The following is a 26,399-nucleotide window of genomic DNA, read 5'->3' on the forward strand; positions in this document are numbered from 1 at the left end:
GAGATTCCGTAAGTAGCGACGAGCGAACGCGGACTAGCCCTTAAGCTGATTTGGTTCTAGGAAAACACTCTGGAAAGAGTGGCCATAGAAGGTGATAGCCCTGTATCTGAAAGGGCCATTTCAGTGAAGACGAGTAGGGCGGGGCACGTGAAACCCTGTCTGAACATGGGGGGACCATCCTCCAAGGCTAAATACTACTGACCGACCGATAGTGAACCAGTACCGTGAGGGAAAGGCGAAAAGAACCCCGGAGAGGGGAGTGAAATAGAACCTGAAACCGTGTGCGTACAAGCAGTAGGAGCTCCGCAAGGAGTGACTGCGTACCTTTTGTATAATGGGTCAGCGACTTACTGTTCGTGGCAAGCTTAACCGTATAGGGGAGGCGAAGGGAAACCGAGTCTGATAAGGGCGCATAGTCGCGGGCAGTAGACCCGAAACCGGGTGATCTAGTCATGCCCAGGGTGAAGGTGCGGTAACACGCACTGGAGGCCCGAACCCACTCCCGTTGCAAAGGTAGGGGATGAGGTGTGATTAGGAGTGAAAAGCTAATCGAACCCGGAGATAGCTGGTTCTCCTCGAAAGCTATTTAGGTAGCGCCTCATATGTATCCTCTCGGGGGTAGAGCACTGTTATGGCTAGGGGGTCATCGCGACTTACCAAACCATTGCAAACTCCGAATACCGAGACGGACTGTATGGGAGACACACGGCGGGTGCTAACGTCCGTCGTGAAAAGGGAAACAACCCAGACCCACAGCTAAGGTCCCAAATTTTGTGCTAAGTGGAAAACCATGTGGAAAGGCACAGACAGCCAGGAGGTTGGCTTAGAAGCAGCCACCCTTTAAAGAAAGCGTAATAGCTCACTGGTCGAGTCGGTCTGCGGGGAAGATTTAACGGGGCTAAGCACAGAACCGAAGCTTGGGGTGCATACTTTGTATGCGCGGTAGAGGAGCGTTCCGTAAGCCGTTGAAGGTGGATTGAGAAGTCTGCTGGAGGTATCGGAAGTGCGAATGCTGACATGAGTAACGATAATGCGGGTGAAAAACCCGCACGCCGAAAGCCCAAGGTTTCCTTGCGCAACGTTAATCGGCGCAGGGTGAGTCGGCCCCTAAGGCGAGGACGAAAGTCGTAGTCGATGGGAAGCAGGTTAATATTCCTGCACCTCGCGTAAGTGCGATGGAGGGACGGAGAAGGTTAGGTGTACCAGGCGTTGGTTGTCCTGGGGAAAGGCGGTAGGTTTGGATCTTTGGCAAATCCGGGATCCTTTAAGACCGAGCACCGAGACGAGCCTTTATGGCAAAGTCACTGATACCACGCTTCCAGGAAAAGCTCCTAAGCTTCAGCTTACGCAGACCGTACCGTAAACCGACACAGGTGGGTAGGATGAGAATTCTCAGGCGCTTGAGAGAACTCGGGTGAAGGAACTAGGCAACATGGCACCGTAACTTCGGGAGAAGGTGCACCCTTTTTGGTGGCTCGTGCGAGCTATAGCTGAAGAGGGTCGCAGTAACCAGGCCGCTGCGACTGTTTATCAAAAACACAGCACTCTGCAAACACGAAAGTGGACGTATAGGGTGTGACGCCTGCCCGGTGCTGGAAGGTTAATTGATGGGGTCAGCCGCAAGGCGAAGCTCTTGATCGAAGCCCCAGTAAACGGCGGCCGTAACTATAACGGTCCTAAGGTAGCGAAATTCCTTGTCGGGTAAGTTCCGACCTGCACGAATGGCGTAACGACAGCGGCGCTGTCTCCACCCGAGACTCAGTGAAATTGAAATCGCTGTGAAGATGCAGCGTTCCCGTGGCAAGACGGAAAGACCCCGTGAACCTTTACTATAGCTTTACACTGAACGTTGAGTTCGTCTGTGTAGGATAGGTGGGAGGCTATGAAACCATGGCGCTAGCTGTGGCGGAGCCATCCTTGAAATACCACCCTGTCGTGCTTGACGTTCTAACCTGGGCCCATTATCTGGGTCGGGGACCGTGTATGGTGGGTAGTTTGACTGGGGCGGTCTCCTCCTAAAGAGTAACGGAGGAGCTCGAAGGTACGCTCAGCGCGGTCGGACATCGCGCACTGTGTGCAAAGGCATAAGCGTGCTTGACTGCAAGATCGACGGATCAAGCAGGTAGGAAACTAGGACTTAGTGATCCGGTGGTTCTGTATGGAAGGGCCATCGCTCAACGGATAAAAGGTACTCCGGGGATAACAGGCTGATACCGCCCAAGAGTTCATATCGACGGCGGTGTTTGGCACCTCGATGTCGGCTCATCACATCCTGGGGCTGTAGTCGGTCCCAAGGGTATGGCTGTTCGCCATTTAAAGTGGTACGCGAGCTGGGTTCAGAACGTCGTGAGACAGTTCGGTCCCTATCTGCCATGGGCGTTGGAGATTTGAGAGGGGCTGCTCCTAGTACGAGAGGACCGGAGTGGACGAACCTCTGGTGTTCCGGTTGTCACGCCAGTGGCATTGCCGGGTAGCTATGTTCGGAAGCGATAACCGCTGAAAGCATCTAAGCGGGAAGCGCGCCTCAAGATGAGATCTCCCGGGGCACAAGCCCCCTGAAGGAACCATGTAGACTACGTGGTTGATAGGTCAGGTGTGTAAGTACAGCAATGTATTGAGCTAACTGATACTAATGATCCGTGCGGCTTGACCATATAACCTCAAGTTGCCTTGGCTTTACGACAGCGTCGTAAGAGCATCCAAGTGCACGCTACGTCACAAGAACTATGCGAGGCTGGCGCCTTGTCCCCAGGGACGAGTGCGACACTCCAAAAGCCTCCCTGGTGAAATTAGCGCTGTGGAACCACCCGATCCCATCCCGAACTCGGAAGTGAAACGCAGCTGCGCCGATGGTAGTGTGGCTCAAGCCATGCGAGAGTAGGTCATCGCCAGGGTTTACACCCAAAACCCCGCTGCTGACGCAGCGGGGTTTTTCTTATTAAGTGAAGGCATTGCTTTTCTGGATACCTTCCGCCCAAGGGCAAGATCGCGAAGCTGGCGCTGCAAGCGCTGCTGCAACCGTCTCCCTGGTGAAATTAGCGCTGTGGAACCACCCGATCCCATCCCGAACTCGGAAGTGAAACGCAGCTGCGCCGATGGTAGTGTGGCTCAAGCCATGCGAGAGTAGGTCATCGCCAGGGTTTACACCCCAAACCCCGCTGCTCGCGCAGCGGGGTTTTTCTTTGGGCGCAGGAATACAGGTAGTGCCGGCCGCTTGCCGGCAACCCGATGGCGTTACATCGCCCGCTAGATCCACGCCCTGCGTGGATGCCCTCTGCGAGGAAGCATGGCGCAACCAAGGTTGGCCGCTACGAATCGATTGCCGGCCAGCGGCCGGCACTACCGGCAGATCCACACCAATCGTGGATCTGCCGCCGACGGTATGCAAAAGAAAAGCGGCGCCCCGTGGGGCGCCGCTCTGCTCTCAGCAGTCCTCAGTCGAGCATGGCCCGACTTTACTTGGCCGAAGCCTTGTCCTTCATCATCGCGTCGCGGGCCGCCTTGAACGGGTTGCCTGCATACCAGTTCGGCCAACGATCACCACCGGCCAGTTCCTTGCCCACGCCGTACATCAGCTGCAGGTCTTCGACGGCGCCATCCAGTTTCCAGGTGGCCGCGTCGAACTCGTCCTTCGGGCCATGGTAGCGGTTGGCGCCGTAGTCCGCCGCGGCCTTGCGGCCCGCTTCCACGCCACCCTCGCGCAGGTCCTCGCCGCCATCGGCGTACAGGGCCGGCACACCGGCCTTGGCGAAGTTGAAGTGATCCGAGCGGAAGTAGAAGCCGCTTTGTACCGAGGTCTCACCGTGCAGCGTACGGTCCTGGGCGGCGGCCAACGGCTTGAGGATGTCCTCCAGCTCCGAGCTGCCGAAGCCGGTGACGGTCACGTCCTTGGCACGGCCGGCCACCGACATCGCATCGATGTTGATCACACCGGCGATCTTGTCCAGCGGGAAGGTCGGATGGGCGACGTAGTACTTCGAACCCAGCAGGCCGGATTCTTCCAGGGTCACGGCCAGGAACACCACCGAACGCTCCGGCTTCGGGTCCTGGTGGGCCATGGCTTCGGCCACTTCGAGAATACCGGCGACGCCGGTCGCATTATCGACGGCGCCGTTGTAGATGTTGTCGCCGGTCTCGCCCTCATGCTTGCCCAGGTGATCCCAGTGCGCCATGTACAGCACCGCCTCGTCAGCGCGCTTGCTGCCCGGCAGCACACCCACCACGTTGCGCGAATGCTTCTGTGCGATCTGGCTCTTCAGGTCGACCGCAGCGGTGGCCTTCAGCGGCACCGGCTTGAAACCGCGCTTGCTGGCGTCCTTGTAGGCCTGCGCCAGGTCCAGGCCGGCACCGGCGAACAGTGCCTTGGCCGCGTCGGCGCTCAGCCAGCCCTGCACCGGGATACGCGCTTCCGGGTCATCCTTGGCCGGCAGGTCGTACTGCGGGCCCGCCCAAGAGTTCTTCACCACGTCCCAGCCGTAGGAGGCGCCGGCGGTGTCGTGCACGATCAGTGCAGCAGCGGCGCCCTTGCGGGCGGCTTCCTCGAACTTGTAGGTCCAGCGGCCGTAGTAGGTCATGCGTTTGCCGTCGAACAGCTTCTCGTCCTCGACGTGGAAGCCCGGGTCGTTGACGAACATGACGACCGTCTTGCCTTTCCAGTCCTGGCCGGCGTAATCGTTCCACTTCTGCTCCGGCGCATCGACGCCATAGCCAACGAACACCAGGTCGCTGGCATCGACCTTTACCTCGGCCTGGCCGGTGCGGGTACCCACCACCATGTCGGTGCCGAACTTCAGCTCGGTGGTCTTGCCGCCCTGGGTGATCTTCAGCACGGTCGATTCGTCGGCCGTGGTCTCGGTCATCGGCACATCCTGGAACCAGCTGTCGCCGTTGCCGGGCTGCAGGCCGATGCGCTGCATCTGGTCGCGGATGTAGTTGACCGTCAGCTCTTCGCCCTTGCTGCCCGGCGCGCGGCCTTCGAACTCATCCGAGGCCAGCGTCTTGACCATCTCGGCGAAGTCGCCGGCATTGATCTCCGGGGAGAACGAATGGGCGGCCGGCTTCGCCGCAGGGGTGTCGGTGGCCGGCGCGGCGGCGGGCGTGTTTTCGCCTTTGCAGGCACTGAGCGCGGCCGCGGCGGCCAGGCACAGGAGGAGTTTGCGGGGCATCGTCGATTCCTGGAGAACAAAGGGCGGCCGCACCTGATGCGCGACCGGTAACAGTGAGTATTACCGAACCGGCAGGTCCGGCGGGTTCAGTCCGCCGGGGCGGTATCGGTGTCGAACGGGATTGGCTCGGCGCCGGTCACCGGGCCGATGCGAGCGGAGCGATGCACGTACAGCACCACTTCGCGTTCGAACTGCAGGGGGCCGGTGACCACCGCATTCGGGCCGATGATCACGCGCGGCTTGCGGCTGGCGGTCAGCGAGACACTGAAGTTCGGCTTGCGCACATGCACACCGCCGCTGACCTGCGAACCGATACCGACGGTGATGTCACCATTGACGGTCTCCACATCCTTGCCGACGCGGCTCTCGACCAGGCCGATGCCGCCGTTGACGGTCTCGACGCCGCCTTCGATCTGGCTGCCGCGATCGCTGAAGATGCTGCCATTGACCGTGCTGACACCGCCGCTGGCAATCACTTCGCGCCCCAGGCGCACACCGCCGTTGACCGTTTCGATCTTGCCGGTGCGGGCGCGGTCGGCGACCTTCACCCCGCCGTTGACGGTGTCGATGCTGCCGGTCTCGACGCCCTCGCCGACGCGGATGCCGCCGTTGACGGTGTCCAGCTTGCCATAGCGTTGACCGGGTTCGGCGCTGATGCTGCCGTTGACCTTGCTGATGTTCTCCTGCGCACAGACCGGCCCGGTGGCCAGCAGTACGCCCAACAGCAGCGGAATGGAAAGAGTTTTCATGGCGACCTCGATGGATGTGCGGCTGGCAGGCCGCGTGCGGAGATGTCACCATTCCCCGGTAGCCCCCGCAACTGCCTGAAGTCACTGGAAAGCCCTTGCGCGACAATGCCTTCCCATCACGCCGACATCACATCGCCGCTGCCCGCGGCGGTCGCTGCCTGCTGCTGGGGCTGGCGTTGGCGCTGGCCCTGCCGCTGCCCAGTGGTGCGCAGACCACCCGCGAGACCGAGCGCAAGCTGCAGAAACTGCGTACCGAACTGAAGGGCGTGGCGCAGGAGCGACGGCAGATCGAGGGCCAGCGCGGGCAGGCATCGCGGCAGCTGCGCGAGGCCGACGAGAAGGTCGCCCGCACCGGCCGTGCCCTTGCGCAGACGGAAGCCGCGCTGCGCGAGCAGGGCCGCGCCCTGGCCGAAGCCGAGCAGCGCCGCAGCGCGCTGCAGGGCAACCTGGCCCAGCAGCACCGCGAACTGGCCGGGCTGTTGCGCGCGGCGTATCAGCTGGGCAACCACGCACCGCTGAAGCTGCTGCTGTCGCAGGACACGGTGGCCGATGCCAACCGCGCCCTGGCCTACCATCGCTACCTGCAGCGCGAGCGTGCGCAGCGGATCACCACGCTGACCGCCGACCTGAAGGAACTGGAAGCGCTGCAGGCGCAGATCGCCGAGCGCAAGCAGAAGCTGCAGGGGACGCAGCAGGACCAGAAACAGCAGGCAGCCGCCCTGGAAGCGGACCGCCGCGATCGCGCAAAGACCGTTGCCTCGCTGGAAGAGCGCTTCAAGGACCAGCGCGAGAAGGAACAGGCACTGGGCCAGGACGCCAAGGCACTGGAAACGCTGCTGGCCAACCTGCGTGCCGCTGCCGCGCGGGCCGAAGCCGAGCGGCGCGCCGCTGCACGCCGGGCCGCCGCCGAGAAAGCCGCTGCCGAGCGCGCCGCACGTCAGGCCGCCGCGCAGGGCCGTCCACCGCCGCCCACCAAGGTTCCACCTGCGGTGGCGTCGGCACCGGCGCCGAAGGTCGGCGGCCTGGGTTGGCCGTTGTCCGGCAACCTGCTGGCCCGCTATGGCGGCAAGCTGCCCGATGGGCGCACCAGCAGCGGTGTGCTGATCGGCGCGCCAGCCGGCAGCACGGTCACGGCCGTGGCCGATGGCACCGTGGTGTTCTCCGACTGGATGACCGGCTACGGCATGATCCTGATCGTCGACCACGGCAACGGCTACATGAGCCTTTACGCGCATAACGACACCCTGCTGAAGGATGCTGGCGCGCGGGTCAGCCGCGGCGATGCCGTGGCCAAGGTCGGCAATTCCGGCGGCCAGGGCGTCACCGCGCTGTACTTCGAGCTGCGCCGTGGCGGGCAGCCGGTCAACCCGGACAGCTGGCTGCAGCGGCGCTGAATCCCGGCCCGCCGGATGCGGGCCGGATTCAACGGGAATTTAGCTGTGCTTCGCGCATAATCGGTGCATGTGCCTTGGGCACCATGCCACCGTCGACAGGAGTGATCCATGCGCGCAGCCCGTACCGCCACCCTCTTGCTGGCCCTGTTGCCAGCGCTGTCCTGGGCGCAGCAGACCGCGCCCGCCCCGAGCCAGGAAACCAGCGGGCAGGCAGCGAACAGCGAGGAGGCGGTGACCTCGAAGGTGCCGCTGGAGGAAATCCGCCGTTTCGTGGCCGTGTACAACGCGGTGCGCGCCGCCTATGTCGACCCGGTCGATGACAAGAAGCTGATGCAGTCAGCCGTGCGTGGCCTGCTGCTCGACCTTGATCCGCACAGCACCTACTTCAACAAGGAAGACGCGCAGGCCTTCGACGAGCAGGCCAACGGTGCCTACGAGGGCATCGGCGTGGAGCTGCAGCAGCAGCCGGACAACGCCAGCATGAAGGTGATCGCGCCGATCGACGACACGCCGGCAGCCAAGGCCGGCATCCTTGCCGGCGATTTGATCATTGCCATCGACGGCAAGCCGATCAGCGCGATCGATGCGAGTGAACCGCTGCGCGGCCCGGCCGGCAGCAAGGTGGTGCTGACCATCGTGCGTGACGGCAAGCCGAAGCCGTTCGATGTCAGCCTGACCCGCCAGACCATCCGCGTGACCAGCGTGCGCAGCCGCCTGCTCGAGCCGGGCTATGGCTATATCCGCCTGAGCACCTTCCAGGCCGATACTGGCTCGGACTTCCAGAAGCACGTGCAGCAGCTGCAGAAGCAGTCCGGTGGCCAGCTCAAGGGCCTGGTGCTGGATCTGCGCAGCAACCCGGGTGGCCTGCTGACCGCTGCGGTGCAGGTGGCCGACGATCTGCTCGACAAGGGCAACATCGTCAGCACCCGCGGCCGCATCAGCATCAGCGATGCCCGGTTCGACGCGACCCCGGGCGACCTGCTGAAGGGCGCACCGGTGGTGGTGCTGGCCGATGCCGGTTCGGCCAGCGCCTCGGAAGTGCTGGCTGGCGCGCTGCGCGACAACAAGCGCGCCCGCGTGGTGGGCAGCCGCACCTTCGGCAAGGGCTCGGTGCAGACCGTGCTGCCGCTGGACAACGGCGATTCGGTGAAGCTGACCACCGCGCGCTATTACACGCCCAGCGGCAAGTCGATCCAGGCCACCGGCATCGTGCCGGATGTTGAGTTGAAGCCCGCCGCTACGTCGGCGGAGGATGCCCTGCCGGCCAGCCTGAGCGATTACAGCGAAGCGACACTGCCGGGCCATCTGCGCGGCGACGACGAAGGCACCGAGGGCTACCACGCCGGTGCGGTGCTGCCGGGCGACGGCCCGATCAACGACGCGCTGGCCGAGCTGAAGAACCCGGGCTCGGTGGCCGCACGGTTGAAGGCCGAAGCCGCGAAGGCGGATGCCGCCAAGCCCGCGAAGGCCGCTGCGGCGAAGCCCGAAGCCAAGCCGGAGCCGAAGGTCGAACCGAAGGCAGACAGCACGCCGGAAGCCAAGCCCGCTCCTGTGCCGGCCAAGCCTTGATTCCTGGTCTACGAACGAGCGGGTGAGCGTGGAGCCGGCCAGCGGCCGGCTCTACCTGGATCAGAAGCCGTGCCGCTTGCGCAGGCGGCGCGCGATCGCGGCGCGTACATAGACCCCGTACACCACGCCGAACACGAAGCCGCCGATGTGCGCCCACCAGGCCACCATGCCGAAGCTGGGGCCGATGTGGGCGAACACCACCTGCAGCGCCGCCCAGACGCCGATCAGCAGGTACGCCGGGGCGCGCACGAACTCCAGGAACAGGCCGAGCGGGATCACCACGCCCAGCCGCGCGCCTGGGAACAGGGCCAGATACGCACCGATCAGGGCCGACACCGCGCCGCTGGCGCCGATGATGATCTGGTCCGGGCTGCCCATGGTGTAGATCGCGACCAGGTTCGACACTGCGCCGCCGACCAGGAACAGCAGCAGCAGCCGCCACGGCCCCAGCACCCGCTCGGCGGGCAGGCCGAAGATCAGCAGGAACACCAGGTTGCCCAGCAGGTGTGACCAGTCGGCGTGCAGGAACAGGGCGGTGAACAGGCGCAGCACGCTGCCGTCCTGCAGCGTCGCCCACCAGTCCAGCGGGCGGGTCAGGCCGGTGGACAGGGCGCCCCAGTCCAGCCAGAGGCTGCCGCGGGCATCGTCCGGACGCGAGATCGACCACAGGAACGCCAGCCACAATGACGCGAACAGCACGGGCGTGGCCCAGCGCAGGGCCGCCTTCTTGCGGGACGGGAGCGAGACGAACATGCCAATAGCCTAGCGTGCGGCCACTTTCAGTGGGGACGGTCCTGTTCAGCTTTTGAGACGAAAAAACCGCCTGCGCTGTTATTGTTTCATTAACAGCTCTGGGTAATACTCGCATACGGCGTCGTATGTCGGGAGGGGAATCCGGCGCGCTCCGATGGGTCCCAGGACCCGGCGGGCGCAGGCGCACTCAGAGCACCATCACCGCTTACCGGAGAGAGAACTACGATGCAAACTGCTTCCACCATTGCCCGACTGACCCTGCTGGCCGTCGGCGTTGCCGGTGCGCTGGCCGCCGCCGATGCCAATGCTGCCGCCTTCCAGCTGAAGGAAAACAGCGCCAAGGGCCTGGGCCGCGCGTTCGCCGGCTCCACCTCGACCGAAGGTGACGCCTCGGTCATCGCCACCAACCCGGCCTCCATGCGCCTGCTCGACGGCACCCTGGTCCAGGGCGACGTCAGCGCCATCAGCTTCGGCGCCAAGTTCCGCGGCCAGGGCCAGTACGGCAACGGCGCGCCGATTTCCGGTGGCAACGGCGGCGACGCCGGCATGATCGCCCCGGTTCCGGCCGCGTACTTCCACGTGCCGTTCGGCGAGAACGACAACATGCACTTCGGTGCGTCGCTGACCGTGCCGTTCGGCTTCAAGACCGAATACGACCGCGACTGGGTCGGCCGCTACAATGGCGTCAAGACCGAGCTGCAGGCGATCGACCTGGGCGTGGCGTTCTCCTATGACGTCAACCCGTACCTGTCGTTCGGTGCTTCGGTGTTCGCCGAGCGCCTGAACGTCGACCTGACCAGCGCTGTCGACACCGGCACCGCGATCAACGCCAGCGCCCAGCGCACGGCTGCGGCGCGTGTGCTGGCTGCCGGCGGCACCGCTGCGCAGGCCGCTGCTGCCTCGCGCCAGGCTGCCGTGGCCATGGCCCAACAGGGCTTCGCCCCGGGCACCGCCGATGGCTACCTGCGCATCAAGGGCGACGAAGTGTCGGTCGGCTACACCCTGGGCATGACGGTCACCCCGGTGGAAGGCACCAACATCGCCTTCAGCTACCGCTCGAAGGTCGAGCACAAGATCACCGACGGCAAGGCCGACTTCACCATCCCGCAGAACGCTGCCGCCTTCCTGGCCACTGCCGCCCCGGGTACCTTCATCGACAGCAACGGCCGCGCCACCATCACCCTGCCGGCCAGCGCCACCATGGGCTTCACCCATCGCGTGAACGACCAGTGGCAGATCATGGCCGAGGTCACGCGCACGGCGTGGAGCAAGTTCGACCAGGTCACCGTCGACTATGACTCCAACCAGCCGGACAGCGTGCTGCCGTTCCACTACCGCGACACCACCTTCGCGTCGATCGGTACCGATTTCCGCGTGAACGACAAGCTGACCCTGCGTGGCGGCCTGGCGTACGACCAGACCCCGACCACCGACGCCCACCGTGACGTGCGCGTGCCGGACACCACCCGCAAGTGGCTGTCGCTGGGCCTGACCTACGCCGCTTCGGACAAGATGGAATACAGCGTGGGTTACACCCACCTGTTCACCAAGGATCCGAACATCACCTCGACCTCGGCCACTGCCAACACCGTGACCGGCAAGTACAAGGTGAGCGGCGACGTGCTGGCGGCGTCGATGCAGTACAAGTTCTGATTCGGGCGATTGCCTGAAGCAGTACGAGGAGAGCCCCGCGCAAGCGGGGCTTTCTTTTTGCGGAGGGTATCCACGCATGGCATGGATCTGTTGGTCCGACGACGCAGGGCGTGGATCTACGCGACAATGGTGCGATGAACCTGTCCGACCCGAACTTCCAGCTGGAGCTGGCTGCCAACATCGCCGTCGCCGGCTCGATCCTGCTGGCTGGTCGCAACAACGTGCACACCTGGTGGTTGGGCATCGTCGGCTGCGCATTGTTTGCGGCCGTGTTCGAGCGCTCGCACCTGTATGCGGACATGGTGCTGCAGTTCTTCTTCATCGCCATCAGCGTACTGGGCTGGTGGCAGTGGCTGCGCGGCGACCATGGCGCGCCGCTGCCGATCACTGCGCTGCGGCCGCGTGCATGGGCCTGGCTGGCGCCGCTGGCGGTGGTGGCCACGTTCGGCTACGGCTGGATGCTGACCCGACTGACCAACGCCTATGCGCCTTACATCGATTCGGCGGTGCTGGTACTGAGCGTGATCGCGCAGATCCTGATGATGCGGCGCAAGCTGGAATCGTGGTGGGTGTGGCTGCTGGTGAACACCGTGGCAGTGCCGCTGTACTACAGCCGTGGCCTGCATCTGACCTCGATCCTCTACATCGGTTTCTGGATAAACGCGCTGGTCGCCCTGCGCCATTGGCGTCATCTGATGCGGACCGAGGCCAAGGCAGCCGATGCCGCCGCCTGAGCGCGTCGCGCGCGGCCTGGTGGTGGGCAAGTTCTGCCCGCTGCACCTCGGCCACGAACGCCTGATCGACTTCGCCGCTACGCGCTGCCGGCAGTTGCTGGTGATCGGCTGGTCGCAGCCGGGTTTCCCAGGCTACAGCGCCGAGCGTCGCGAGCGCTGGCTGCGAGCGCGCTTCCCGCAGGCGACGGTGGCGGTGCTTGATGACGCGCGGCTGGTAGCATTGTGCACGCAGCACGGTTTGCCCGTGCGCACGCTGCCGCACGACAGCGACAGCGAACACGTGCAGCGCGAGTTCACCGCCTGGCTGTGCCAGCACCTGTTCGGTGGCCCGGTGCAGGCGGTATTCACCGGCGAGGACTACGGTGACGGCTTCGCGCAGGCGCTGGCCACGCACTTCGGTGGGCCGGTACGCCATGAGCGGCTCGAACGCGCATTGGACGTCGGGCAGGCGTGCGGCACCCAGCTGCGCGCTGATCCGCATGCGCACCGCCATGGTCTCGCACCGGAGGTGTACGCCGGATACGTGCAGCGCGTGGCCTTCATTGGTGGCGAGTCCAGTGGCAAGACCACGCTGGCGCGGGTGATGGCCGAGCGCCTGCAGACCGCCTGGGTGCCGGAGTATGGCCGCACGCTCTGGGAGCAGCAGGGGGGCGACCTGATGCCGGACGATCTGCTTCGCATCGCAATGACCCAGCCGCAGCATGAAGACAAGGCTGCGCGGCGGGCGCATCGCTGGCTGTTCTGCGATACCACGCCGCTGGTGACGCTGGGCTACAGCGGCTGGATGTCTGGTACGGCGCCGGAGGCACTGCGGCAGGCTGCATTGCGGCCATATGACCTGCTGTTCCTGTGTGCGCCGGATATCCCTTTCGATCAGGACGGCACTCGGGTGGGCGAAGCCTTCCGGGCGCAGCAGCATGCGTGGTACGTGCGCGAGCTGCAGGCGCGGGGCGTCGAATACGTGCTGCTGGAGGGCGATCTGGAAGCGCGCACCGCGCGCGTGCAGGGCGAGCTGGCGAAGCGTGCGGACAACCGGTTCAGTGTCGCCCTGCCTCTGTAGCGCCGAGCCCATGCTCGGCTGCGCCAGGAAAGCCGAGCGTGGGCTCGGCTCTACAGGAAGCAAAACACAAGAAACCCCGCGTTCGCGGGGTTTCTTGTTTGCCGCACCAAGCAGGCGATCAGTCGCCCAGGGTCAGCAGCGAGGCGTTGCCGCCGGCGGCGGTGGTGTTCACCGTCACCGTCTTTTCGGTGGCAAAGCGCAGCAGGTAGTGCGGGCCGCCGGCCTTCGGGCCGGTGCCGGACAGGCCCTGGCCGCCGAACGGCTGCACGCCGACCACTGCACCGATCTGGTTGCGGTTGACGTACACGTTGCCGACGTGGACGCCGTTGCTGATGCGGTCAACGGTTTCGTCGATGCGCGAATGCACGCCCAGGGTCAGGCCGTAGCCGGTGGCGTTGATCTGGTCGATCACCGCGTCGAGCTGGTCGCCCTTCCAGCGGATCACGTGCAGGACCGGACCGAACACTTCCTTCTGCAGCTGGCCCAGGTCCTTCAGCTCGTACGCGCGCGGTGCGAAGAAGGTGCCGTGGGCGGTTTCGGCGGACAGCTCGGCGGCGGCGATCAGGCGCGCTTCGCGGTCCATGCGCTCGGCGTGGTCCTGCAGGATCTTCAGCGCGTCGGCATCGATCACCGGGCCGACGTCGGTGGACAGCAGGCCCGGGTTGCCAACCTTCAGCTCCTTCATCGCGCCGGCCAGCATGGTCATCACCTTGTCGGCGATGTCGTCCTGCACGAACAGCACGCGCGCGGCCGAGCAGCGCTGGCCAGCGGAGGTGAAGGCCGAACCGATCGCGTCCTTGACCAGCTGTTCCGGAAGTGCCGAGGAGTCGGCGATGAAGGCGTTCTGGCCACCGGTCTCGGCGATCAGCACGCCGATGGCGGCGTCACGCGCGGCCATCGCACGGTTGATCACACGGGCGGTCTCGGTGGAGCCGGTGAAGGCCACGCCGGCCACGCGCGGGTCGGCGGTCAGCGCCGCACCCACGGTGGCGCCGTCGCCCGGCAGGAACTGCACCACCTCGGCCGGCACGCCGGCATCGTGCAGCAGCTTCACCGCGTAGTAGCCGATCAGGTTGGTCTGCTCGGCCGGCTTGGCGATGACGCTGTTGCCGGCGGCCAGAGCAGCGGCGACCTGGCCCAGGAAGATCGCCAGTGGGAAGTTCCACGGGCTGATGCAGACGAACACGCCGCGGCCGTGCAGCTGCAGCTCGTTGGACTCACCGGTCGGGCTCGGCAGCTTCTCGGCGTGGCTGAACTGCTCGCGCGCCTGCTTGGCGTAGTAGCGCAGGAAATCCACGGCTTCGCGCACTTCGGCGATGCTGTCGGGCAGGCTCTTGCCGGCTTCCTTCACGCACAGCGCCATGAACTCCGGCATGCGCGCTTCCAGCTGGTCGGCGGCGTGTTCGAGGATGGCGGCGCGGCTGGCGGCCGGGGTGCGGTTCCAGGCCGGCTGCGCGGCTACGGCATTCGCCAGCGCCTTCTGCACGGTAGCGGCATCGGCGGCCATCCACTGGCCGACCACTTCGCGGGTGTCGGCCGGGTTGGTCACCGGCAGCGCGGCGCCGGCCGGGTTGGCACCCGGTACCAGCGGCGAGGCCTGCCAGGGCTTCACGGCGGCGTTGAGCTGCTCGGCCAGGGCGCGCAGTTCGTTGTCGTTGGCGAGGTTGGCGCCCATGGAGTTCTTCCTGTCGTGGTTCTGGCTGCGCAGCAGGTCAACCGGCAGCGGGATCTTGGGATGCGGAATCGATTCGAACGAGGCGACCATCTCGACCGGATCGCGGATCAGGTCGGCGATCGGCACGCGCTCGTCGGTGATGCGGTTGACGAAGCTGGAGTTGGCGCCGTTTTCCAGCAGGCGGCGCACCAGGTACGGCAGCAGGTCTTCATGCGAACCGACCGGGGCGTACACGCGGCAGGGCAGGTTCAAGCGGTCGGCCGGCACCACTTCGGCGTACAGGTCGTCGCCCATGCCGTGCAGCTTCTGGTGCTCGTACACGCCGCCGTTGGCGATGCTGCGCACCGCCGCGATGGTGTGCGCGTTGTGCGTGGCGAACATCGGGTAGATCGCGTCCGCATGGGTGAACAGCCGCTTGGCGCAGGCCAGGTAGGACACGTCGGTGTTCTGCTTGCGGGTGAACACCGGGTAGCCCGGATAGCCTTCGATCTGCGCACGCTTGATCTCGGCATCCCAGTAGGCGCCCTTGACCAGGCGCACCTGCAGGCGGCGGCCGGCGCGGCGCGCCATGTCGGCCAGGTGGTCGATCGTGTAGGGCGTGCGCTTCTGGTAGGCCTGCACGACCACGCCGAAGCCATCCCAGCCAGCCAGCGAGGCGTCGGAGAACACCTGCTCGATGATGTCCAGCGACAGTTCCAGGCGATCGGACTCTTCGGCGTCGACGGTGCAGCCGATGCCGTAGCTCTTGGCCAGCTGTGCCAGTTCCAGCACGCCCGGCACCAGGTCCTTCAGCACGCGCTCGCGCTTGGCGTGCTCGTAGCGGGGGTACAGCGCCGACAGCTTGATCGAGATGCCCGGGGCGTTGTTGACGTCGCCGTCCGGGCGGCCGCCGCGGGCCTTGTGATCACCGCCGATGGCGTGGATCGCGCGACGGTAGTCTTCCAGGTAGCGAAGTGCGTCCTTCATGGTCAGCGCGCCTTCGCCGAGCATGTCGAAGGAGTAGCGGTAGCTGGCGTTGTCGCCCTTGTGCGAGCGCGACAGCGCCTCGCTGATGGTGCGGCCCATGACGAACTGGTGGCCCATGATCTTCATCGCCTGGCGCACGGCCAGGCGCACCACCGGCTCACCGACGCGGCCGACCAGGCGCTTGAACGCGCTGGGCGCATCGGCGCGGGTGGCGTCGTTCATCTGTACCAGCTTGCCGGTCAGCATCAGGCCCCAGGTGGAGGCGTTGACCAGCACCGAATCGCTGCCGCCCAGGTGCTTTTCCCAGTCGGCATCGGCCAGCTTGTCGCGGATCAGCTTGTCGGCGGTGTCCTGGTCCGGAATGCGCAGCAGCGCTTCGGCCACGCACATCAGCAGCACGCCCTCTTCGCTGCCCAGGTCGTACTGGCGCATGAAGGCTTCGATCGCGCCCTGGTCCTTGGCACGCACGCGCACGCGGCCGACCAGGTCGGCGGCCAGCGCCTGCACCCTGGCCTGTTCCTCGGCGGGCAGGCGCGCCTGCGCCAGCAGCTCACGCACGTGGCTGGCCTCGTCCTTCAACCAGGCATCGGTGATGGCCTGGCGGAACGGGTTGGGGGGCGCCGGCAGTTCCGGCGACAGCAGCGCGCCCGGACGCGGGGCGTCGTGGGCGGCAGGGGAGGAGGAAGGTGCGTTCATGCCGGTCCGGCCAGTGGAAAACTTGGCGATTTTAATCATTTTTGCGGCCTTCGGAAGTGCCCTGCAGACCTTCATGAAGGGCTGATAGCTACTAACGGTGGTGGATTCGGCGTGTTCAGCAAACCCGGCAAGATTTGTGCTGAATTCGTCATTCGTGCCGCCGACCTCATGCTGTGTTGCAGCATCGGAAAAAGTGTGAATGCACCCTTGCTACCGGCGAGAGGGCGGGGCTACCATCGAGACGTTTCCCGCGGCAGGAACGCGGTTGCGACATGATCGAGGTGCTTCCAGCTCCGGATGGGTCAGGTACGCAGCTGCGGCTGCGTCCCCCACGGGCGCTCGATGCCCGGCAGTTCGTCCTGTTGTTCACCGTGTTGTCGGGTGCGATGTGGCTGGTGTCCGCCCTCGGGTGGTGGGCCGGCAATGCATTCGCCCCCCTGTTCGCGCTGCTGTACAGCCTGGTGCTGGCGGCGGCGCTGCGTGCCTTGTGGCGCAGCGGTGAACGGCAGGAGGAGATCCGGGTAGTGCCGGCGTACGTGGAGGTCATCCCCGTACCCGGTGGATCGCCGGTGTTCCGGGCCCACCCGCACTGGGTGCGCCTGCTCACCGACGATGAGAGGGTCCGGCTGGCATCCAGCGGCCGGCAGGTGGAGGTGGGGAGTTTCCTCGCGCCGGCCGAACGCCAGACGCTCGCAGAGACACTTGAAAGCTTGCTCGCCGCCAGCGATGGCGGCAACCGACGACGCTAAGGGTCTAGGCAATGAAGCAAAGCAGCAGGTGGGGCACGAAGTGCGTGAACGCGGTCGCCGCGATGCTGGCGACCGGGGGACTGATTCCGGCGTCGGCCTGGGCCCATGCGGCCGATCCCAAGCCGTGGCAGCTGAACATGGGCAAGGGGGTGACCCAGACCTCGCGCCTGGCCTGGGAATCGAACAACCTGTCGTTGATCATCTGCATGGTGATCGGCGTCATCGTGTTCGGGGCGATGGCCTACGCCATCTTCAAGTTCCGCAAATCCAAGGGCGCGGTCGCGGCCACGTTCAGCCACAACACCAAGGCCGAGATCATCTGGACGGTGATCCCGGTGATCATCCTGATCGTGATGGCATGGCCGGCCACGGCCAACCTGATCAAGATGTACGACACCCGCGATGCCGAGATGACGGTCAAGGTCACCGGCTACCAGTGGATGTGGAAGTACGAATACCTCGGCGAGAACGTCACCTTCACCAGCCGCCTGGATCGCGAGTCCGACCGCGTGCGGCAAAGTGGCATCGTGCCGACCCGTGAAAGCCATCCGCACTACCTGCTGGACGTCGACAACCGGCTGGTGTTGCCGGTCGATACCAAGGTGCGTTTCGTCATCACCTCCGACGACGTGATCCACGCCTGGTGGGTACCGGCGCTGGGCTGGAAGCAGGACGCCATCCCCGGCTTCATCAACGAAGCCTGGACCAGCATCGAGCAGCCCGGGGTGTACCGCGGGCAGTGCGCCGAGCTGTGCGGCAAGGACCACGGCTTCATGCCGATCGTGGTCGAGGCGGTGTCCAAGGAGGACTTCAAACAGTGGCTGGCGCAGCGCAAGCCGGCGCCGGCTGCCGAACCCGCTCCCCCTGCGGCACCTGCAGAACCGGCTGCCCCTGCGATCGAAGCACCGGCGGCACCTGCTGCTGCCGAAGCCGGCAACGCACCTGCGGTTGCGGCCAGCGGCGCGTGATGTAAAGCCCGCGGCCGCTGGCGGCCGTGGTGACAACCGATTCTGAGAGGTGTTTTGCAATGGCGCACTCGGCAGTTGGGCACGACGATCACCATCATCACCAGAGCTTCTTCGAGCGTTGGTTCTTCTCGACCAACCACAAGGACATCGGCACGCTGTACCTGGGTTTCAGCTTCATCATGTTCATCGTCGGTGCGGCGATGAGCGTGGTGATCCGCGCCGAGCTGGCGCAGCCGGGCCTGCAGTTCGTCAAGCCCGAGTTCTTCAACCAGATGACCACCGTGCATGCGCTGGTGATGATCTTCGGCGGCGTGATGCCGGCGTTCGTCGGCCTTGCCAACTGGATGATCCCGCTGCAGATCGGTGCGCCGGACATGGCGCTGCCGCGCATGAACAACTGGTCGTTCTGGTTGCTGCCGGTGGCTTTCAGCCTGCTGCTGCTGACCCTGTTCCTGCCCGGTGGTGCGCCGGCCGGTGGCTGGACGCTGTATCCGCCGCTGTCGCTGCAGGGCGGCTACAACGTGGCCTTCAGCGTGTTCGCCATCCACGTGGCCGGCATCAGCTCGATCATGGGCGCGATCAACATCATCGCCACTGTGCTCAACATGCGCGCGCCGGGCATCGACCTGCTGAAGATGCCGATCTTCTGCTGGGCCTGGCTGATCACCGCCTTCCTGCTGATCGCGGTGATGCCGGTGCTGGCCGGTGCGGTGACCATGCTGCTGACCGACAAGTTCTTCGGCACCAGTTTCTTCAACGCCGCCGGTGGCGGTGACCCGGTGATGTACCAGCACATCTTCTGGTTCTTCGGCCATCCCGAGGTCTACATCATGATCCTGCCCGCCTTCGGCGTGGTCAGCGAGATCATCCCGACCTTCAGCCGCAAGCCGCTGTTCGGCTACCAGGCGATGGTGTACGCCACCGCCGCGATCGCGTTCCTGTCGTTCATCGTCTGGGCCCACCACATGTTCACCGTGGGCATGCCGCTGGGCGGCGAGATCTACTTCATGTTCGCCACCATGCTGATCTCGATCCCGACCGGCGTGAAGGTGTTCAACTGGGTCAGCACCATGTGGCGGGGCTCGCTCACCTTCGAGGCGCCGATGCTGTGGTCGGTGGCCTTCGTCATCCTGTTCACCATCGGTGGCTTCTCCGGCCTGATGCTGGCCATCGTGGCGGCCGACTTCCAGTACCACGACACCTACTTCGTGGTTGCGCATTTCCACTACGTGCTGGTGACCGGCGCGGTGTTCGCGCTGATCGCGGCGGTGTATTACTGGTGGCCGAAGTGGACCGGGCGCATGTACAGCGAGAAGTGGGCCAAGGTGCACTTCTGGTGGTCGATCGTGTTCGTCAACCTGCTGTTCTTCCCGCAGCATTTCCTCGGCCTGGCCGGCATGCCGCGCCGCATTCCCGATTACAGCGTGGCCTTCGCCGACTGGAACCTGATCAGCTCGATCGGTGCGTTCGGCATGTTCGTCACGCCGTTCATGATGGCCGCGATCCTGCTGTCCTCGCTGCGCAACGGCGAGAAGGCCGAAGCACGCAGCTGGGAAGGTGCACGCGGGCTGGAGTGGACGCTGCCATCGCCGGCACCGGCGCACACCTTCACCACGCCGCCAACCATCCGTCCGGGGGATCTGGCGCATGACGACATCACGCATTGAGGTGAGGCATGCATAACGAAAGCCCACTGCAGGCCTGTAGAGCCGAGCCATCCTCGGCTGACGAAAAGCAGCCGAGCATGGCTCGGCTCTACAACTACGAAGAGCAGCCGACCAGCGGTCGGCTCTACCAGGGCGGAAGCATCGAACAGCAGCGCCAGCGTGCCCGGCGCACGGCGATGTGGGTCGGCGCCATCGCGGTGCTGGTCTACGTCGGCTTCATCCTCAGCGGGGTGATCGGCCGATGAGCGAGGCACCGGCCAGCACGCCGTCACCCAGTGCCGGGCTGCCGCGCCTGATCGGAGTGGCAGTGGCGGTGTTCCTGCTGACCTTCTCGCTGGTGCCGCTGTACCGCATTGCCTGCGAAAAGGTATTCGGCGTGCGCCTGGAACGCGGCCCGGGTGGTGAAGCCAGTACGGGTGCTGCAGCTGGCAAGCGCACCGTGCGGGTGGAGTTCGATGGCGGCGTCAATTCGCGCCTGCCGTGGTCGTTCCATCCCGAGCAGCTGACCATGGACGTGGTGCCCGGCGAGCTCAACGAGGCGCTGTACTTCGCCCGCAACGACAGCCAGCAGGCAGTCGTTGGCAGCGCGGTGCCTTCGGTGGCGCCGGCCCGCGCGTCGGGCTTCTTCAGCAAGACCGAGTGCTTCTGTTTCACCGCGCAGACGCTGCAGGCCGGCGAGAAGCGCGACATGCCGGTGCGCTTCATCGTCGATCCGGACCTGCCGCCGGAAATCAAGACGATCACCTTGTCCTACACCTTCTACCGCAACGACGCACTCTCGGACCGGTTGGCCCCTGCGGCCACGTCCGAAGGCGCGCACGCCGCACCCTGACCCGGATACCGACATGGCCCAGACACCGACCGACGCCAACGTGTACTTCGTCCCGGCCCAGAGCAAATGGCCCTTCGTGGGCTCCATCGCGATGATGGTGACCATGGTGGGCGTGGCCAGCTGGCTCAACGATGCCAGCTGGGGGCGCTGGACGTTCTACATCGGCATTGCGATGCTGGTGCTGACCCTGTTCTGGTGGTTCAGCGACGTGGTGCGCGAATCGCAGGCCGGCAACTACAACCACCAGGTCGATGGCTCGTTCCGGATGGGGATGATCTGGTTCATCTTCTCCGAGGTGATGTTCTTCGGTGCGTTCTTCGGCGCGCTGTTCTACACCCGCAACCTGGGCCTGTCGTGGCTGAGCGGCGAAGGCCGCGGAGTGATGACCAACGAGCTGCTCTGGCAGGGCTACTCCGCCGGATGGCCGACCAATGGCCCGGCGGCGATCGGTGGTGCCTTCCAGACCATCCCGGCCTGGGGCCTGCCGCTGATCAATACGCTGATCCTGCTCACCTCCGGCGTGACCCTGACCATCGCCCATCACGCGCTGAAGGCCGGCAACCGCCGCCAGCTGCTGATCTGGCTGGGCCTGACCGTGGTGCTCGGCCTCGGTTTCCTGACCCTGCAGGCGGAGGAGTACATCCACGCCTACAAGGAGCTGAACCTGACGCTCGGTTCGGGTATCTACGGTTCGACATTCTTCATGCTGACCGGCTTCCACGGCGCGCACGTGCTGCTGGGCACGATCATGCTGATCGTGATGTGGCTGCGTTCGGCCAAGGGACACTTCACCCGCGACAACCATTTCGGTTTCGAAGCGGCCGCGTGGTACTGGCACTTCGTCGACGTGGTGTGGCTGATGCTGTTCCTGTTCGTCTACGTGCTTTGACCACGCACGCATCGGTGGCCTCAGCCGCCGACGCCGTGCGGCTTGATCCAGCCCATGTAGATGCTCACGATCACCAGTACGATCAACGCCACCGACACCGCGATGCGACGTGTCAGTGCGTTGACCGTGCGCTTGGTCTGGCCGCGGTCGACCAGCAGGTAATACAGGCCGGCGCCCAGGTTCCAGACGATGACGATCAGAAACGCGATTACCAGCAGGGTCTTCAGCGAATCACTCATGCGCGGCTCGAGGGCAGGGTGGGTGCGCCTATCTGACCGCGTTTGCGCGGACTTGTCATGATGCGCCAGCACACACGCGTGATCGGATGGTTGCTGGCCGTGCTGGCGATGGCCGGTTTCACTGCATTGGGGCTGTGGCAGCTGCAGCGCATGCATGCCAAACAGTCAATGTTGGATGCGCAGGGGCCAGCGGTGGCTCAGGCGCTGCCGCTGGCACAGGCCCTGGCAGCCCCCGGCGCGTTGCACGGTGTGGCCGATCACGGTCGCTTCCTGCCTGGCGTGGTGCTGCTGGACAACCAGACCCGGCATGGCCGTGCCGGCGTAAAGATCTATCGCCCGTTCCGCAGTGACGAAGGCAGCGTGCTGCTGGTCGATCTTGGCTGGCGCGCGCTGCCGCCGGATCGCACGCTGCCGGACATACCGGCGCCGCCTTCGCCGGTGGCGGTGCGCGGGTTGCTGGCGCCACCGCCTTCGGCGGGGCTGGTACTGGGCCCGGCGTTCTCCGCCACCGGTGAGGCCGGGCGCTGGCTGGCCAGCCGCTTGCCGGCCGAGGGCCTCGCCGCAGCGCTGGGCCTGCCAACGCTGCCCGAGCGGGTCCTGCGACTGGACCCGGCGCTGCCCTTCGGCGACGAGCGCGATCTGGACCTGCTGCCGAACACGCTGCCGCCTCAGCGACACCTGGGCTACGCCGTGCAGTGGTTCGGCCTGGCCCTGACCGTGCTGGTGGTGGCGCTGGTGCTGGAGCGGCGCAGGAGACGGCCCATCGCCCGGTAGTGCCGGCCGCTGGCCGGCAATCCCCGGATTCCCGGATGCCGGCCAGCGGCCGGCACTACCGGCATCGTTTACCCAACCATGAGAAAATGCCCCGCATGAACACTGCTACGTCCCCGCAGGCGCGCGGCTCCGGCCGCCGGACCCTGGTGCTGCTGTTTGCCGTGTTCTTCGGGGCGATGGCGCTGGCCGCGGTATTGCGCTTCTCCGGCTGGCAGCCCACCGGCCACCGCAATGCGGGACAGCTGCTGAAGCCGCCGGTCGATCTGCGCCAGCAGGCGCCGACCCTGGCCAGCGGCCAGCCCTATCCTTGGAACCCCGAGGCCCGCACCTGGCGCCTGCTGGTGGCGCCGGCCGGTGCCTGCGACGCGCAGTGCGTCACTTTGTCGCAGGGGCTGGGCAAGGTGTGGCAGCTGTTCGGCCATAACGCCGATAATGTCGAGATCCTGTGGCTGGGTACGCCACCGGCGTCGATCGCCTCGCTGCCCGCGCTGCGGCCGCTGGCTCCGTCGCCAGCCCTGCGCGCGGCGTTGCCGGGCGTCGATGATCCGGCGGGACTGCCGGTCTACGTGATCGATCCGAACGGCTTCGTGATCATGCGCCATGCCCCCGGCAGTGACCTGGGTGGCCTGCGCAAGGACATGGCCACGTTGCTGAAACTGAAGTGAGTCCCGTTTGATGAGCCTTTCCGCGCGTCCGGCGCTGCACCGCAATTTCCACCGCCTGGCGTGGTTCGCCATGATCATGACCGCGAGCACGATCATGTTCGGCGCGTTCGTACGCCTGTCCGATGCCGGCCTGAGCTGCCCGGACTGGCCGACCTGCTATGGCCAGGCCACCTGGCCGCAGCACGTGGAAGAGACCATCGGCCACCCGGCGGCGGAGATCCGCCCGCTGGAGACCCACAAGGCCTGGCGTGAGCAGGTGCACCGCTTCCTGGCCGGCGCACTGGGCATCGAGATCCTGACCCTGGCCCTGCTGGCCGCGCGCAAGCGCCGCTTTGGAACCACGGCAGTGGTGACCGCCTGCGTGCTGGTGGCCGCTGGCATACCGCTGTACATGATGGGCTGGCATGGCACCGCCAGTGCATTGGCTCTGATCGGCGAGGCGATCCTGCTGATCGCCGCGCTGCGCTGGAGCAACATCGATCTGGCACGCGCTGCACTGCTGACCCTGGCGGTGGTGATCTTCCAGGCCCTGCTGGGCATGTGGACGGTGACCCTGCTGCTCAAACCCATCGTGGTGATGGGCCACCTGCTGGGCGGCATGCTGATGTTCGCCCTGCTGGCCTGGATGGCCTGGCGTGCGACGTACATGCCGATCACCCTGGCCGAGGCACCGAAGCTGAAGTGGCTGCTGCGCATCGGCCTGGCGGTGCTGGTCACCCAGATCGCACTCGGTGGCTGGGTCAGTGCCAACTACGCGGCGCTGGCCTGCGGCGGCGGCAGTGCATCGCTGGACAACTTCCCGCGCTGTGCCAACCAGTGGTGGCCGCAGCACAACTTCGTCGAAGGCTTCACCCTGTGGCGTGGCATCGGCGTGGACTACGAAGGTGGCGTGCTGGATGGTGCTTCCCGTATCGCCATCCAGATGGCGCACCGCCTGTTCGCGGTGGTGGTGGCCATCTACCTGCTGTGGCTGGGCGTGCGCCTGTTCCGGTTGCCGAGCATGCGCGGCTGGGCCAGCGCGCTGATCGCGCTGCTGGTGCTGCAGGTCACCCTCGGCATCCTCAATGTGAAGCTGGCGCTGCCACTGGAAGTGGCCGTGGCCCACAACGGCGTGGCCGTTGCCCTGTTGTTCGTGCTGGTCAGCCTGCTGGCCCGCCTGCGCGCCCCGGACTGATTCCATGTTTTCCAACTACCGCCAGTACTGGGACCTGACCAAGCCCAAGGTCGTCGCCCTCATTGTCTTCACTGCCCTGGTCGGCATGGTCCTGGCTATTCCGGGCGTGCCCAGCTGGGAGCAGGTGCGCGCCGGCCTGCTCGGCTTCCTCGGCATCTGGCTGGCCGCTTCGGCGGCCGCCGCGATCAACCAGTTGCTGGATGCGCACATCGATGCGCAGATGGCACGCACGTCGTGGCGCCCGCTGGTGGTCGGCAAGGTCAAGCCATGGCAGGTGCTGGTGTTCGCCGGCGTGCTGATCGTGCTGTCGATGACCATCCTGGTGCTGTGGGTGAACCTGATCACTGCAGTGCTGACCTTCGCCTCGCTGATCGGCTACGCGGTGATCTACACCGTGTACCTGAAGCGCGCGACCTCGCAGAACATCGTCATCGGTGGCCTGGCCGGCGCGATGCCGCCGATGCTGGGCTGGGCTGCGGTCACCGGCATGCAGGGCTCGTCGGACTGGGCGTACTCGTCGCTGCTGGTGCTGATCATCTTCATCTGGACGCCGCCGCACTTCTGGGCGCTGGCGATCTTCCGCCGCGAGGACTATGCCAAGGCCGAGATCCCGATGCTGCCAGTGACCCACGGCGTGGTGCACACCCGCAAGCAGATCATGGTGTATTCGGTGGTGCTGGCGCTGGTCTGCCTGCTGCCGTACCTGGTGGGCATGAGTGGTGCGTTCTACCTGGGCGGCGCGATCGTGCTCAACGCGGTGTTCCTCTGGTATGCCTGGCGCATGCTGAACCCGCCGGACGAGCTGTTCTCGATGAAGATGTTCTACTACTCCATCGTCTACCTGATGGCGCTGTTCGCCTTCCTGCTGGTCGACCACTGGATCCTGCCCTGGTTGTGAAGCGCCACCGGTAGAGCCGAGCCCATGCTCGGCTGAAGGGGGATTGGAAGAGCAGCCGAGCGTGGGCTCGGCTCTACAACAGATCCACGCCATGCGTGGAGTGTTCAAGCAGATCCACGCCATGCGTGGATGTCTCCAGGTCGGGTCAGGGCGCGCGCTTCGCATACCGCTGCGCGATCACGCCGCAGACGATCAGCTGGATCTGGTGGTAGATCATCACCGGCAGCACGATGGCGCCGAGGCTGCCGCCGGCGAACAGCACCTTGGCGATCGGCACGCCCGTGGCCAGGCTCTTCTTCGAGCCGCAGAACACGATGGCGATCTCGTCCTCGCGGTTGAAGCGCAAGCGGCGGGCGATGAAGGTGATCAGCGGCATGGCGATGCCGAGCAGCACGGCGGCCACGACCGCCACGGCCAGCAGCGAGAGCAGCGGCGTCTTGCTCCACAGGCCTTCAGTCACCGCTTCACCGAACGCCGAATACACCACCAGCAGGATCGTGCCCTGGTCGGTGTAACGCAGCAGCGCGCGCTGCTTTTCCACCCAACCGGCAATCCACGGCCGCAGCAGGTGGCCGGCCACGAACGGCACCAGCAGCTGCAGCATGATGCCGCCGATCGCATGCAGCGGGTCGTGCACGCCACCGGAGGTGCCCACCAGCGCGGTCAGCAGCAGTGGAGTCAGGAATACGCCGAGGATGCTCGACAACGAAGCACTGCACACCGCTGCGGGCACGTTGCCATGCGCCATCGAGGTGAACGCGATGGACGACTGCACGGTGGAGGGCAGGGTGCACAGGAACAGCACGCCCAGGTACAGCTCCGGGGTCAGCAGCCAGCCCGATAGCGGCTTGAACATCAGCCCCAGCAGCGGGAACAGGAGGAAGGTGCAGGCGAGGATGGTCAGGTGCAGCCGCCAGTGCAGCATGCCGCCAATGATCGACTCGCGCGGCAGGCGCGCGCCGTGCAGGAAGAACAGCGCGGCGATGGCGACGGTGGTGACGTCATCAAGGACGATGGCGGCGGCGCCCTTCATTGGCAGCAGCGAGGCCAGGCCAACCGTGCACAGCAGGGCGAGGGTGAAGTTGTCCGGTCGCAGGCGCGACCACCAGCGGGTCATGGTGGGCAGAGTC

21 protein-coding genes and 3 rRNA genes (1 of these 24 running past the window's edge) are annotated in these 26,399 nt (G+C 65.4%); 18 read left to right on the forward strand and 6 right to left on the reverse strand.

Features of this window, described 5'->3' with window-relative positions; translation table 11 throughout:
• From ACZ75I_RS01635 to rrf (ACZ75I_RS01645), 3 genes are all read left to right on the forward strand, one after another.
• Positions 1–2,654, forward strand: a 23S ribosomal RNA gene (locus ACZ75I_RS01635); it begins 224 nt to the left of the window's first position.
• A gap of 125 nt (positions 2,655–2,779) precedes the next feature.
• A 5S ribosomal RNA gene (gene rrf / locus ACZ75I_RS01640) occupies positions 2,780–2,894 on the forward strand.
• Positions 2,895–3,025: 131 nt separating this feature from the next.
• Positions 3,026–3,140 (forward strand): 5S ribosomal RNA (rrf, locus tag ACZ75I_RS01645).
• A 315-nt stretch (positions 3,141–3,455) separates the two neighbouring features.
• Here the strand turns inward: rrf (ACZ75I_RS01645) and ACZ75I_RS01650 are convergent.
• Together ACZ75I_RS01650 and ACZ75I_RS01655 are read right to left on the reverse strand one after the other, a co-directional pair.
• Positions 3,456–5,165 carry a M28 family metallopeptidase gene (locus ACZ75I_RS01650; RefSeq protein WP_472958596.1) on the reverse strand — a complete coding sequence of 570 codons (1,710 nt, stop codon included), beginning with the start codon at positions 5,163–5,165 and terminating at the stop codon, positions 3,456–3,458.
• Between the two features lie 86 nt (positions 5,166–5,251).
• Entirely contained in the window at positions 5,252–5,914 is a 663-nt protein-coding gene (locus ACZ75I_RS01655; RefSeq protein WP_134969460.1) for a DUF4097 family beta strand repeat-containing protein, read from the reverse strand.
• A 95-nt stretch (positions 5,915–6,009) separates the two neighbouring features.
• Between ACZ75I_RS01655 and ACZ75I_RS01660 the strand changes: the two genes are divergently transcribed.
• Together ACZ75I_RS01660 and ACZ75I_RS01665 are read left to right on the forward strand one after the other, a co-directional pair.
• The gene (locus ACZ75I_RS01660) at positions 6,010–7,308 is read left to right on the forward strand and encodes a murein hydrolase activator EnvC family protein (RefSeq protein ID WP_180869246.1); all 1,299 of its coding nucleotides are present in this window, start codon (positions 6,010–6,012) and stop codon (positions 7,306–7,308) included.
• Between the two features lie 108 nt (positions 7,309–7,416).
• The gene (locus ACZ75I_RS01665) at positions 7,417–8,877 is read left to right on the forward strand and encodes a S41 family peptidase (protein ID WP_134969257.1); all 1,461 of its coding nucleotides are present in this window, start codon (positions 7,417–7,419) and stop codon (positions 8,875–8,877) included.
• A 60-nt stretch (positions 8,878–8,937) separates the two neighbouring features.
• Here the strand turns inward: ACZ75I_RS01665 and ACZ75I_RS01670 are convergent, their stop codons facing one another.
• Entirely contained in the window at positions 8,938–9,630 is a 693-nt protein-coding gene (locus ACZ75I_RS01670) for a rhomboid family intramembrane serine protease (RefSeq protein ID WP_005414994.1), read from the reverse strand.
• 225 nt (positions 9,631–9,855) lie between these two features.
• Here ACZ75I_RS01670 and ACZ75I_RS01675 point away from each other — a divergent pair, with 225 nt between their 5' ends.
• The 3 genes from ACZ75I_RS01675 (at position 9,856) to ACZ75I_RS01685 (ending at position 13,077) form a co-directional block, all read left to right on the forward strand.
• Complete coding sequence (locus ACZ75I_RS01675) at positions 9,856–11,283, forward strand: outer membrane protein transport protein (protein ID WP_058981503.1); 1,428 nt, start codon at positions 9,856–9,858, stop codon at positions 11,281–11,283.
• A 134-nt stretch (positions 11,284–11,417) separates the two neighbouring features.
• Positions 11,418–12,017 carry a nicotinamide riboside transporter PnuC gene (pnuC, locus tag ACZ75I_RS01680; RefSeq protein ID WP_061480368.1) on the forward strand — a complete coding sequence of 200 codons (600 nt, stop codon included), beginning with the start codon at positions 11,418–11,420 and terminating at the stop codon, positions 12,015–12,017.
• Complete coding sequence (locus ACZ75I_RS01685; protein ID WP_180869243.1) at positions 12,004–13,077, forward strand: AAA family ATPase; 1,074 nt, start codon at positions 12,004–12,006, stop codon at positions 13,075–13,077. Before pnuC ends, ACZ75I_RS01685 begins: the two co-directional genes overlap by 14 nt.
• A gap of 118 nt (positions 13,078–13,195) precedes the next feature.
• Here ACZ75I_RS01685 and putA read toward each other — a convergent pair whose 3' ends face one another.
• A complete protein-coding gene (putA, locus tag ACZ75I_RS01690; RefSeq protein ID WP_180869241.1) occupies positions 13,196–16,414 on the reverse strand; it encodes a bifunctional proline dehydrogenase/L-glutamate gamma-semialdehyde dehydrogenase PutA in 3,219 nt (1,072 codons plus the stop codon).
• Between the two features lie 272 nt (positions 16,415–16,686).
• On the opposite strand from putA, the gene ACZ75I_RS01695 reads away from it, so the two are divergent.
• Genes ACZ75I_RS01695 through ACZ75I_RS01720 form a run of 6 tightly spaced genes read left to right on the forward strand, consistent with a single transcriptional unit; the run spans position 16,687 to position 21,519 of the window.
• A complete protein-coding gene (locus tag ACZ75I_RS01695; protein ID WP_021202927.1) occupies positions 16,687–17,163 on the forward strand; it encodes a DUF2244 domain-containing protein in 477 nt (158 codons plus the stop codon).
• A gap of 11 nt (positions 17,164–17,174) precedes the next feature.
• Entirely contained in the window at positions 17,175–18,131 is a 957-nt protein-coding gene (coxB, locus tag ACZ75I_RS01700) for a cytochrome c oxidase subunit II (protein ID WP_472958597.1), read from the forward strand.
• Between the two features lie 59 nt (positions 18,132–18,190).
• Positions 18,191–19,798 carry a cytochrome c oxidase subunit I gene (ctaD, locus tag ACZ75I_RS01705; protein WP_072169019.1) on the forward strand — a complete coding sequence of 536 codons (1,608 nt, stop codon included), beginning with the start codon at positions 18,191–18,193 and terminating at the stop codon, positions 19,796–19,798.
• 8 nt (positions 19,799–19,806) lie between these two features.
• A complete protein-coding gene (locus tag ACZ75I_RS01710) occupies positions 19,807–20,043 on the forward strand; it encodes a hypothetical protein (RefSeq protein ID WP_180869238.1) in 237 nt (78 codons plus the stop codon).
• Entirely contained in the window at positions 20,040–20,630 is a 591-nt protein-coding gene (locus ACZ75I_RS01715) for a cytochrome c oxidase assembly protein (protein ID WP_180869236.1), read from the forward strand. The genes ACZ75I_RS01710 and ACZ75I_RS01715 overlap by 4 nt, the downstream gene beginning before the upstream one ends.
• A 13-nt stretch (positions 20,631–20,643) precedes the next feature.
• Complete coding sequence (locus ACZ75I_RS01720; protein ID WP_005407793.1) at positions 20,644–21,519, forward strand: cytochrome c oxidase subunit 3; 876 nt, start codon at positions 20,644–20,646, stop codon at positions 21,517–21,519.
• A gap of 20 nt (positions 21,520–21,539) precedes the next feature.
• On the opposite strand, the gene ACZ75I_RS01725 is transcribed toward ACZ75I_RS01720, so the two are convergent.
• On the reverse strand, positions 21,540–21,758 hold the full coding sequence (locus ACZ75I_RS01725; protein ID WP_049416782.1) for a twin transmembrane helix small protein: 219 nt from the start codon (positions 21,756–21,758) through the stop codon (positions 21,540–21,542).
• Between the two features lie 57 nt (positions 21,759–21,815).
• On the opposite strand from ACZ75I_RS01725, the gene ACZ75I_RS01730 reads away from it, so the two are divergent.
• The 4 genes from ACZ75I_RS01730 to cyoE all read left to right on the forward strand — a co-directional run bounded on the left by ACZ75I_RS01730 (position 21,816) and on the right by cyoE (position 25,269).
• A complete protein-coding gene (locus ACZ75I_RS01730; RefSeq protein ID WP_072169022.1) occupies positions 21,816–22,532 on the forward strand; it encodes an SURF1 family protein in 717 nt (238 codons plus the stop codon).
• Positions 22,533–22,627: 95 nt separating this feature from the next.
• Complete coding sequence (locus ACZ75I_RS01735) at positions 22,628–23,197, forward strand: hypothetical protein (protein WP_069140018.1); 570 nt, start codon at positions 22,628–22,630, stop codon at positions 23,195–23,197.
• Positions 23,198–23,207: 10 nt separating this feature from the next.
• A complete protein-coding gene (locus ACZ75I_RS01740; RefSeq protein WP_472958598.1) occupies positions 23,208–24,371 on the forward strand; it encodes a COX15/CtaA family protein in 1,164 nt (387 codons plus the stop codon).
• 4 nt (positions 24,372–24,375) lie between these two features.
• Positions 24,376–25,269, forward strand: a complete 894-nt coding sequence (cyoE, locus tag ACZ75I_RS01745; protein ID WP_061480359.1) for a heme o synthase — start codon at positions 24,376–24,378, stop codon at positions 25,267–25,269.
• Between the two features lie 145 nt (positions 25,270–25,414).
• On the opposite strand, the gene ACZ75I_RS01750 is transcribed toward cyoE, so the two are convergent.
• Positions 25,415–26,386 carry a bile acid:sodium symporter family protein gene (locus tag ACZ75I_RS01750; RefSeq protein ID WP_472958599.1) on the reverse strand — a complete coding sequence of 324 codons (972 nt, stop codon included), beginning with the start codon at positions 26,384–26,386 and terminating at the stop codon, positions 25,415–25,417.
• Positions 26,387–26,399: the final 13 nt, after the last annotated feature.

The organism is Stenotrophomonas sp. X, assembly GCF_055721025.1.

Excerpts from the sequence above, each read along its gene's own strand:
- ACZ75I_RS01650 (WP_472958596.1), bottom strand. The coding sequence starts at position 5,165 with ATGCCCCGCAAACTCCTCCTGTGCCTGGCCGCCGCGGCCGCGCTCAGT.
- ACZ75I_RS01655 (WP_134969460.1), bottom strand. The coding sequence starts at position 5,914 with ATGAAAACTCTTTCCATTCCGCTGCTGTTGGGCGTACTGCTGGCCACC.
- ACZ75I_RS01665 (WP_134969257.1), top strand. The coding sequence starts at position 7,417 with ATGCGCGCAGCCCGTACCGCCACCCTCTTGCTGGCCCTGTTGCCAGCG.
- ACZ75I_RS01670 (WP_005414994.1), bottom strand. The coding sequence starts at position 9,630 with ATGTTCGTCTCGCTCCCGTCCCGCAAGAAGGCGGCCCTGCGCTGGGCC.
- ACZ75I_RS01675 (WP_058981503.1), top strand. The coding sequence starts at position 9,856 with ATGCAAACTGCTTCCACCATTGCCCGACTGACCCTGCTGGCCGTCGGC.
- pnuC (WP_061480368.1), top strand. The coding sequence starts at position 11,418 with ATGAACCTGTCCGACCCGAACTTCCAGCTGGAGCTGGCTGCCAACATC.
- ACZ75I_RS01685 (WP_180869243.1), top strand. The coding sequence starts at position 12,004 with ATGCCGCCGCCTGAGCGCGTCGCGCGCGGCCTGGTGGTGGGCAAGTTC.
- putA (WP_180869241.1), bottom strand. The coding sequence starts at position 16,414 with ATGAACGCACCTTCCTCCTCCCCTGCCGCCCACGACGCCCCGCGTCCG.
- ACZ75I_RS01695 (WP_021202927.1), top strand. The coding sequence starts at position 16,687 with ATGATCGAGGTGCTTCCAGCTCCGGATGGGTCAGGTACGCAGCTGCGG.
- coxB (WP_472958597.1), top strand. The coding sequence starts at position 17,175 with ATGAAGCAAAGCAGCAGGTGGGGCACGAAGTGCGTGAACGCGGTCGCC.
- ctaD (WP_072169019.1), top strand. The coding sequence starts at position 18,191 with ATGGCGCACTCGGCAGTTGGGCACGACGATCACCATCATCACCAGAGC.
- ACZ75I_RS01710 (WP_180869238.1), top strand. The coding sequence starts at position 19,807 with ATGCATAACGAAAGCCCACTGCAGGCCTGTAGAGCCGAGCCATCCTCG.
- ACZ75I_RS01715 (WP_180869236.1), top strand. The coding sequence starts at position 20,040 with ATGAGCGAGGCACCGGCCAGCACGCCGTCACCCAGTGCCGGGCTGCCG.
- ACZ75I_RS01720 (WP_005407793.1), top strand. The coding sequence starts at position 20,644 with ATGGCCCAGACACCGACCGACGCCAACGTGTACTTCGTCCCGGCCCAG.
- ACZ75I_RS01725 (WP_049416782.1), bottom strand. The coding sequence starts at position 21,758 with ATGAGTGATTCGCTGAAGACCCTGCTGGTAATCGCGTTTCTGATCGTC.
- ACZ75I_RS01730 (WP_072169022.1), top strand. The coding sequence starts at position 21,816 with ATGATGCGCCAGCACACACGCGTGATCGGATGGTTGCTGGCCGTGCTG.
- ACZ75I_RS01735 (WP_069140018.1), top strand. The coding sequence starts at position 22,628 with ATGAACACTGCTACGTCCCCGCAGGCGCGCGGCTCCGGCCGCCGGACC.
- ACZ75I_RS01740 (WP_472958598.1), top strand. The coding sequence starts at position 23,208 with ATGAGCCTTTCCGCGCGTCCGGCGCTGCACCGCAATTTCCACCGCCTG.
- cyoE (WP_061480359.1), top strand. The coding sequence starts at position 24,376 with ATGTTTTCCAACTACCGCCAGTACTGGGACCTGACCAAGCCCAAGGTC.
- ACZ75I_RS01750 (WP_472958599.1), bottom strand. The coding sequence starts at position 26,386 with ATGACCCGCTGGTGGTCGCGCCTGCGACCGGACAACTTCACCCTCGCC.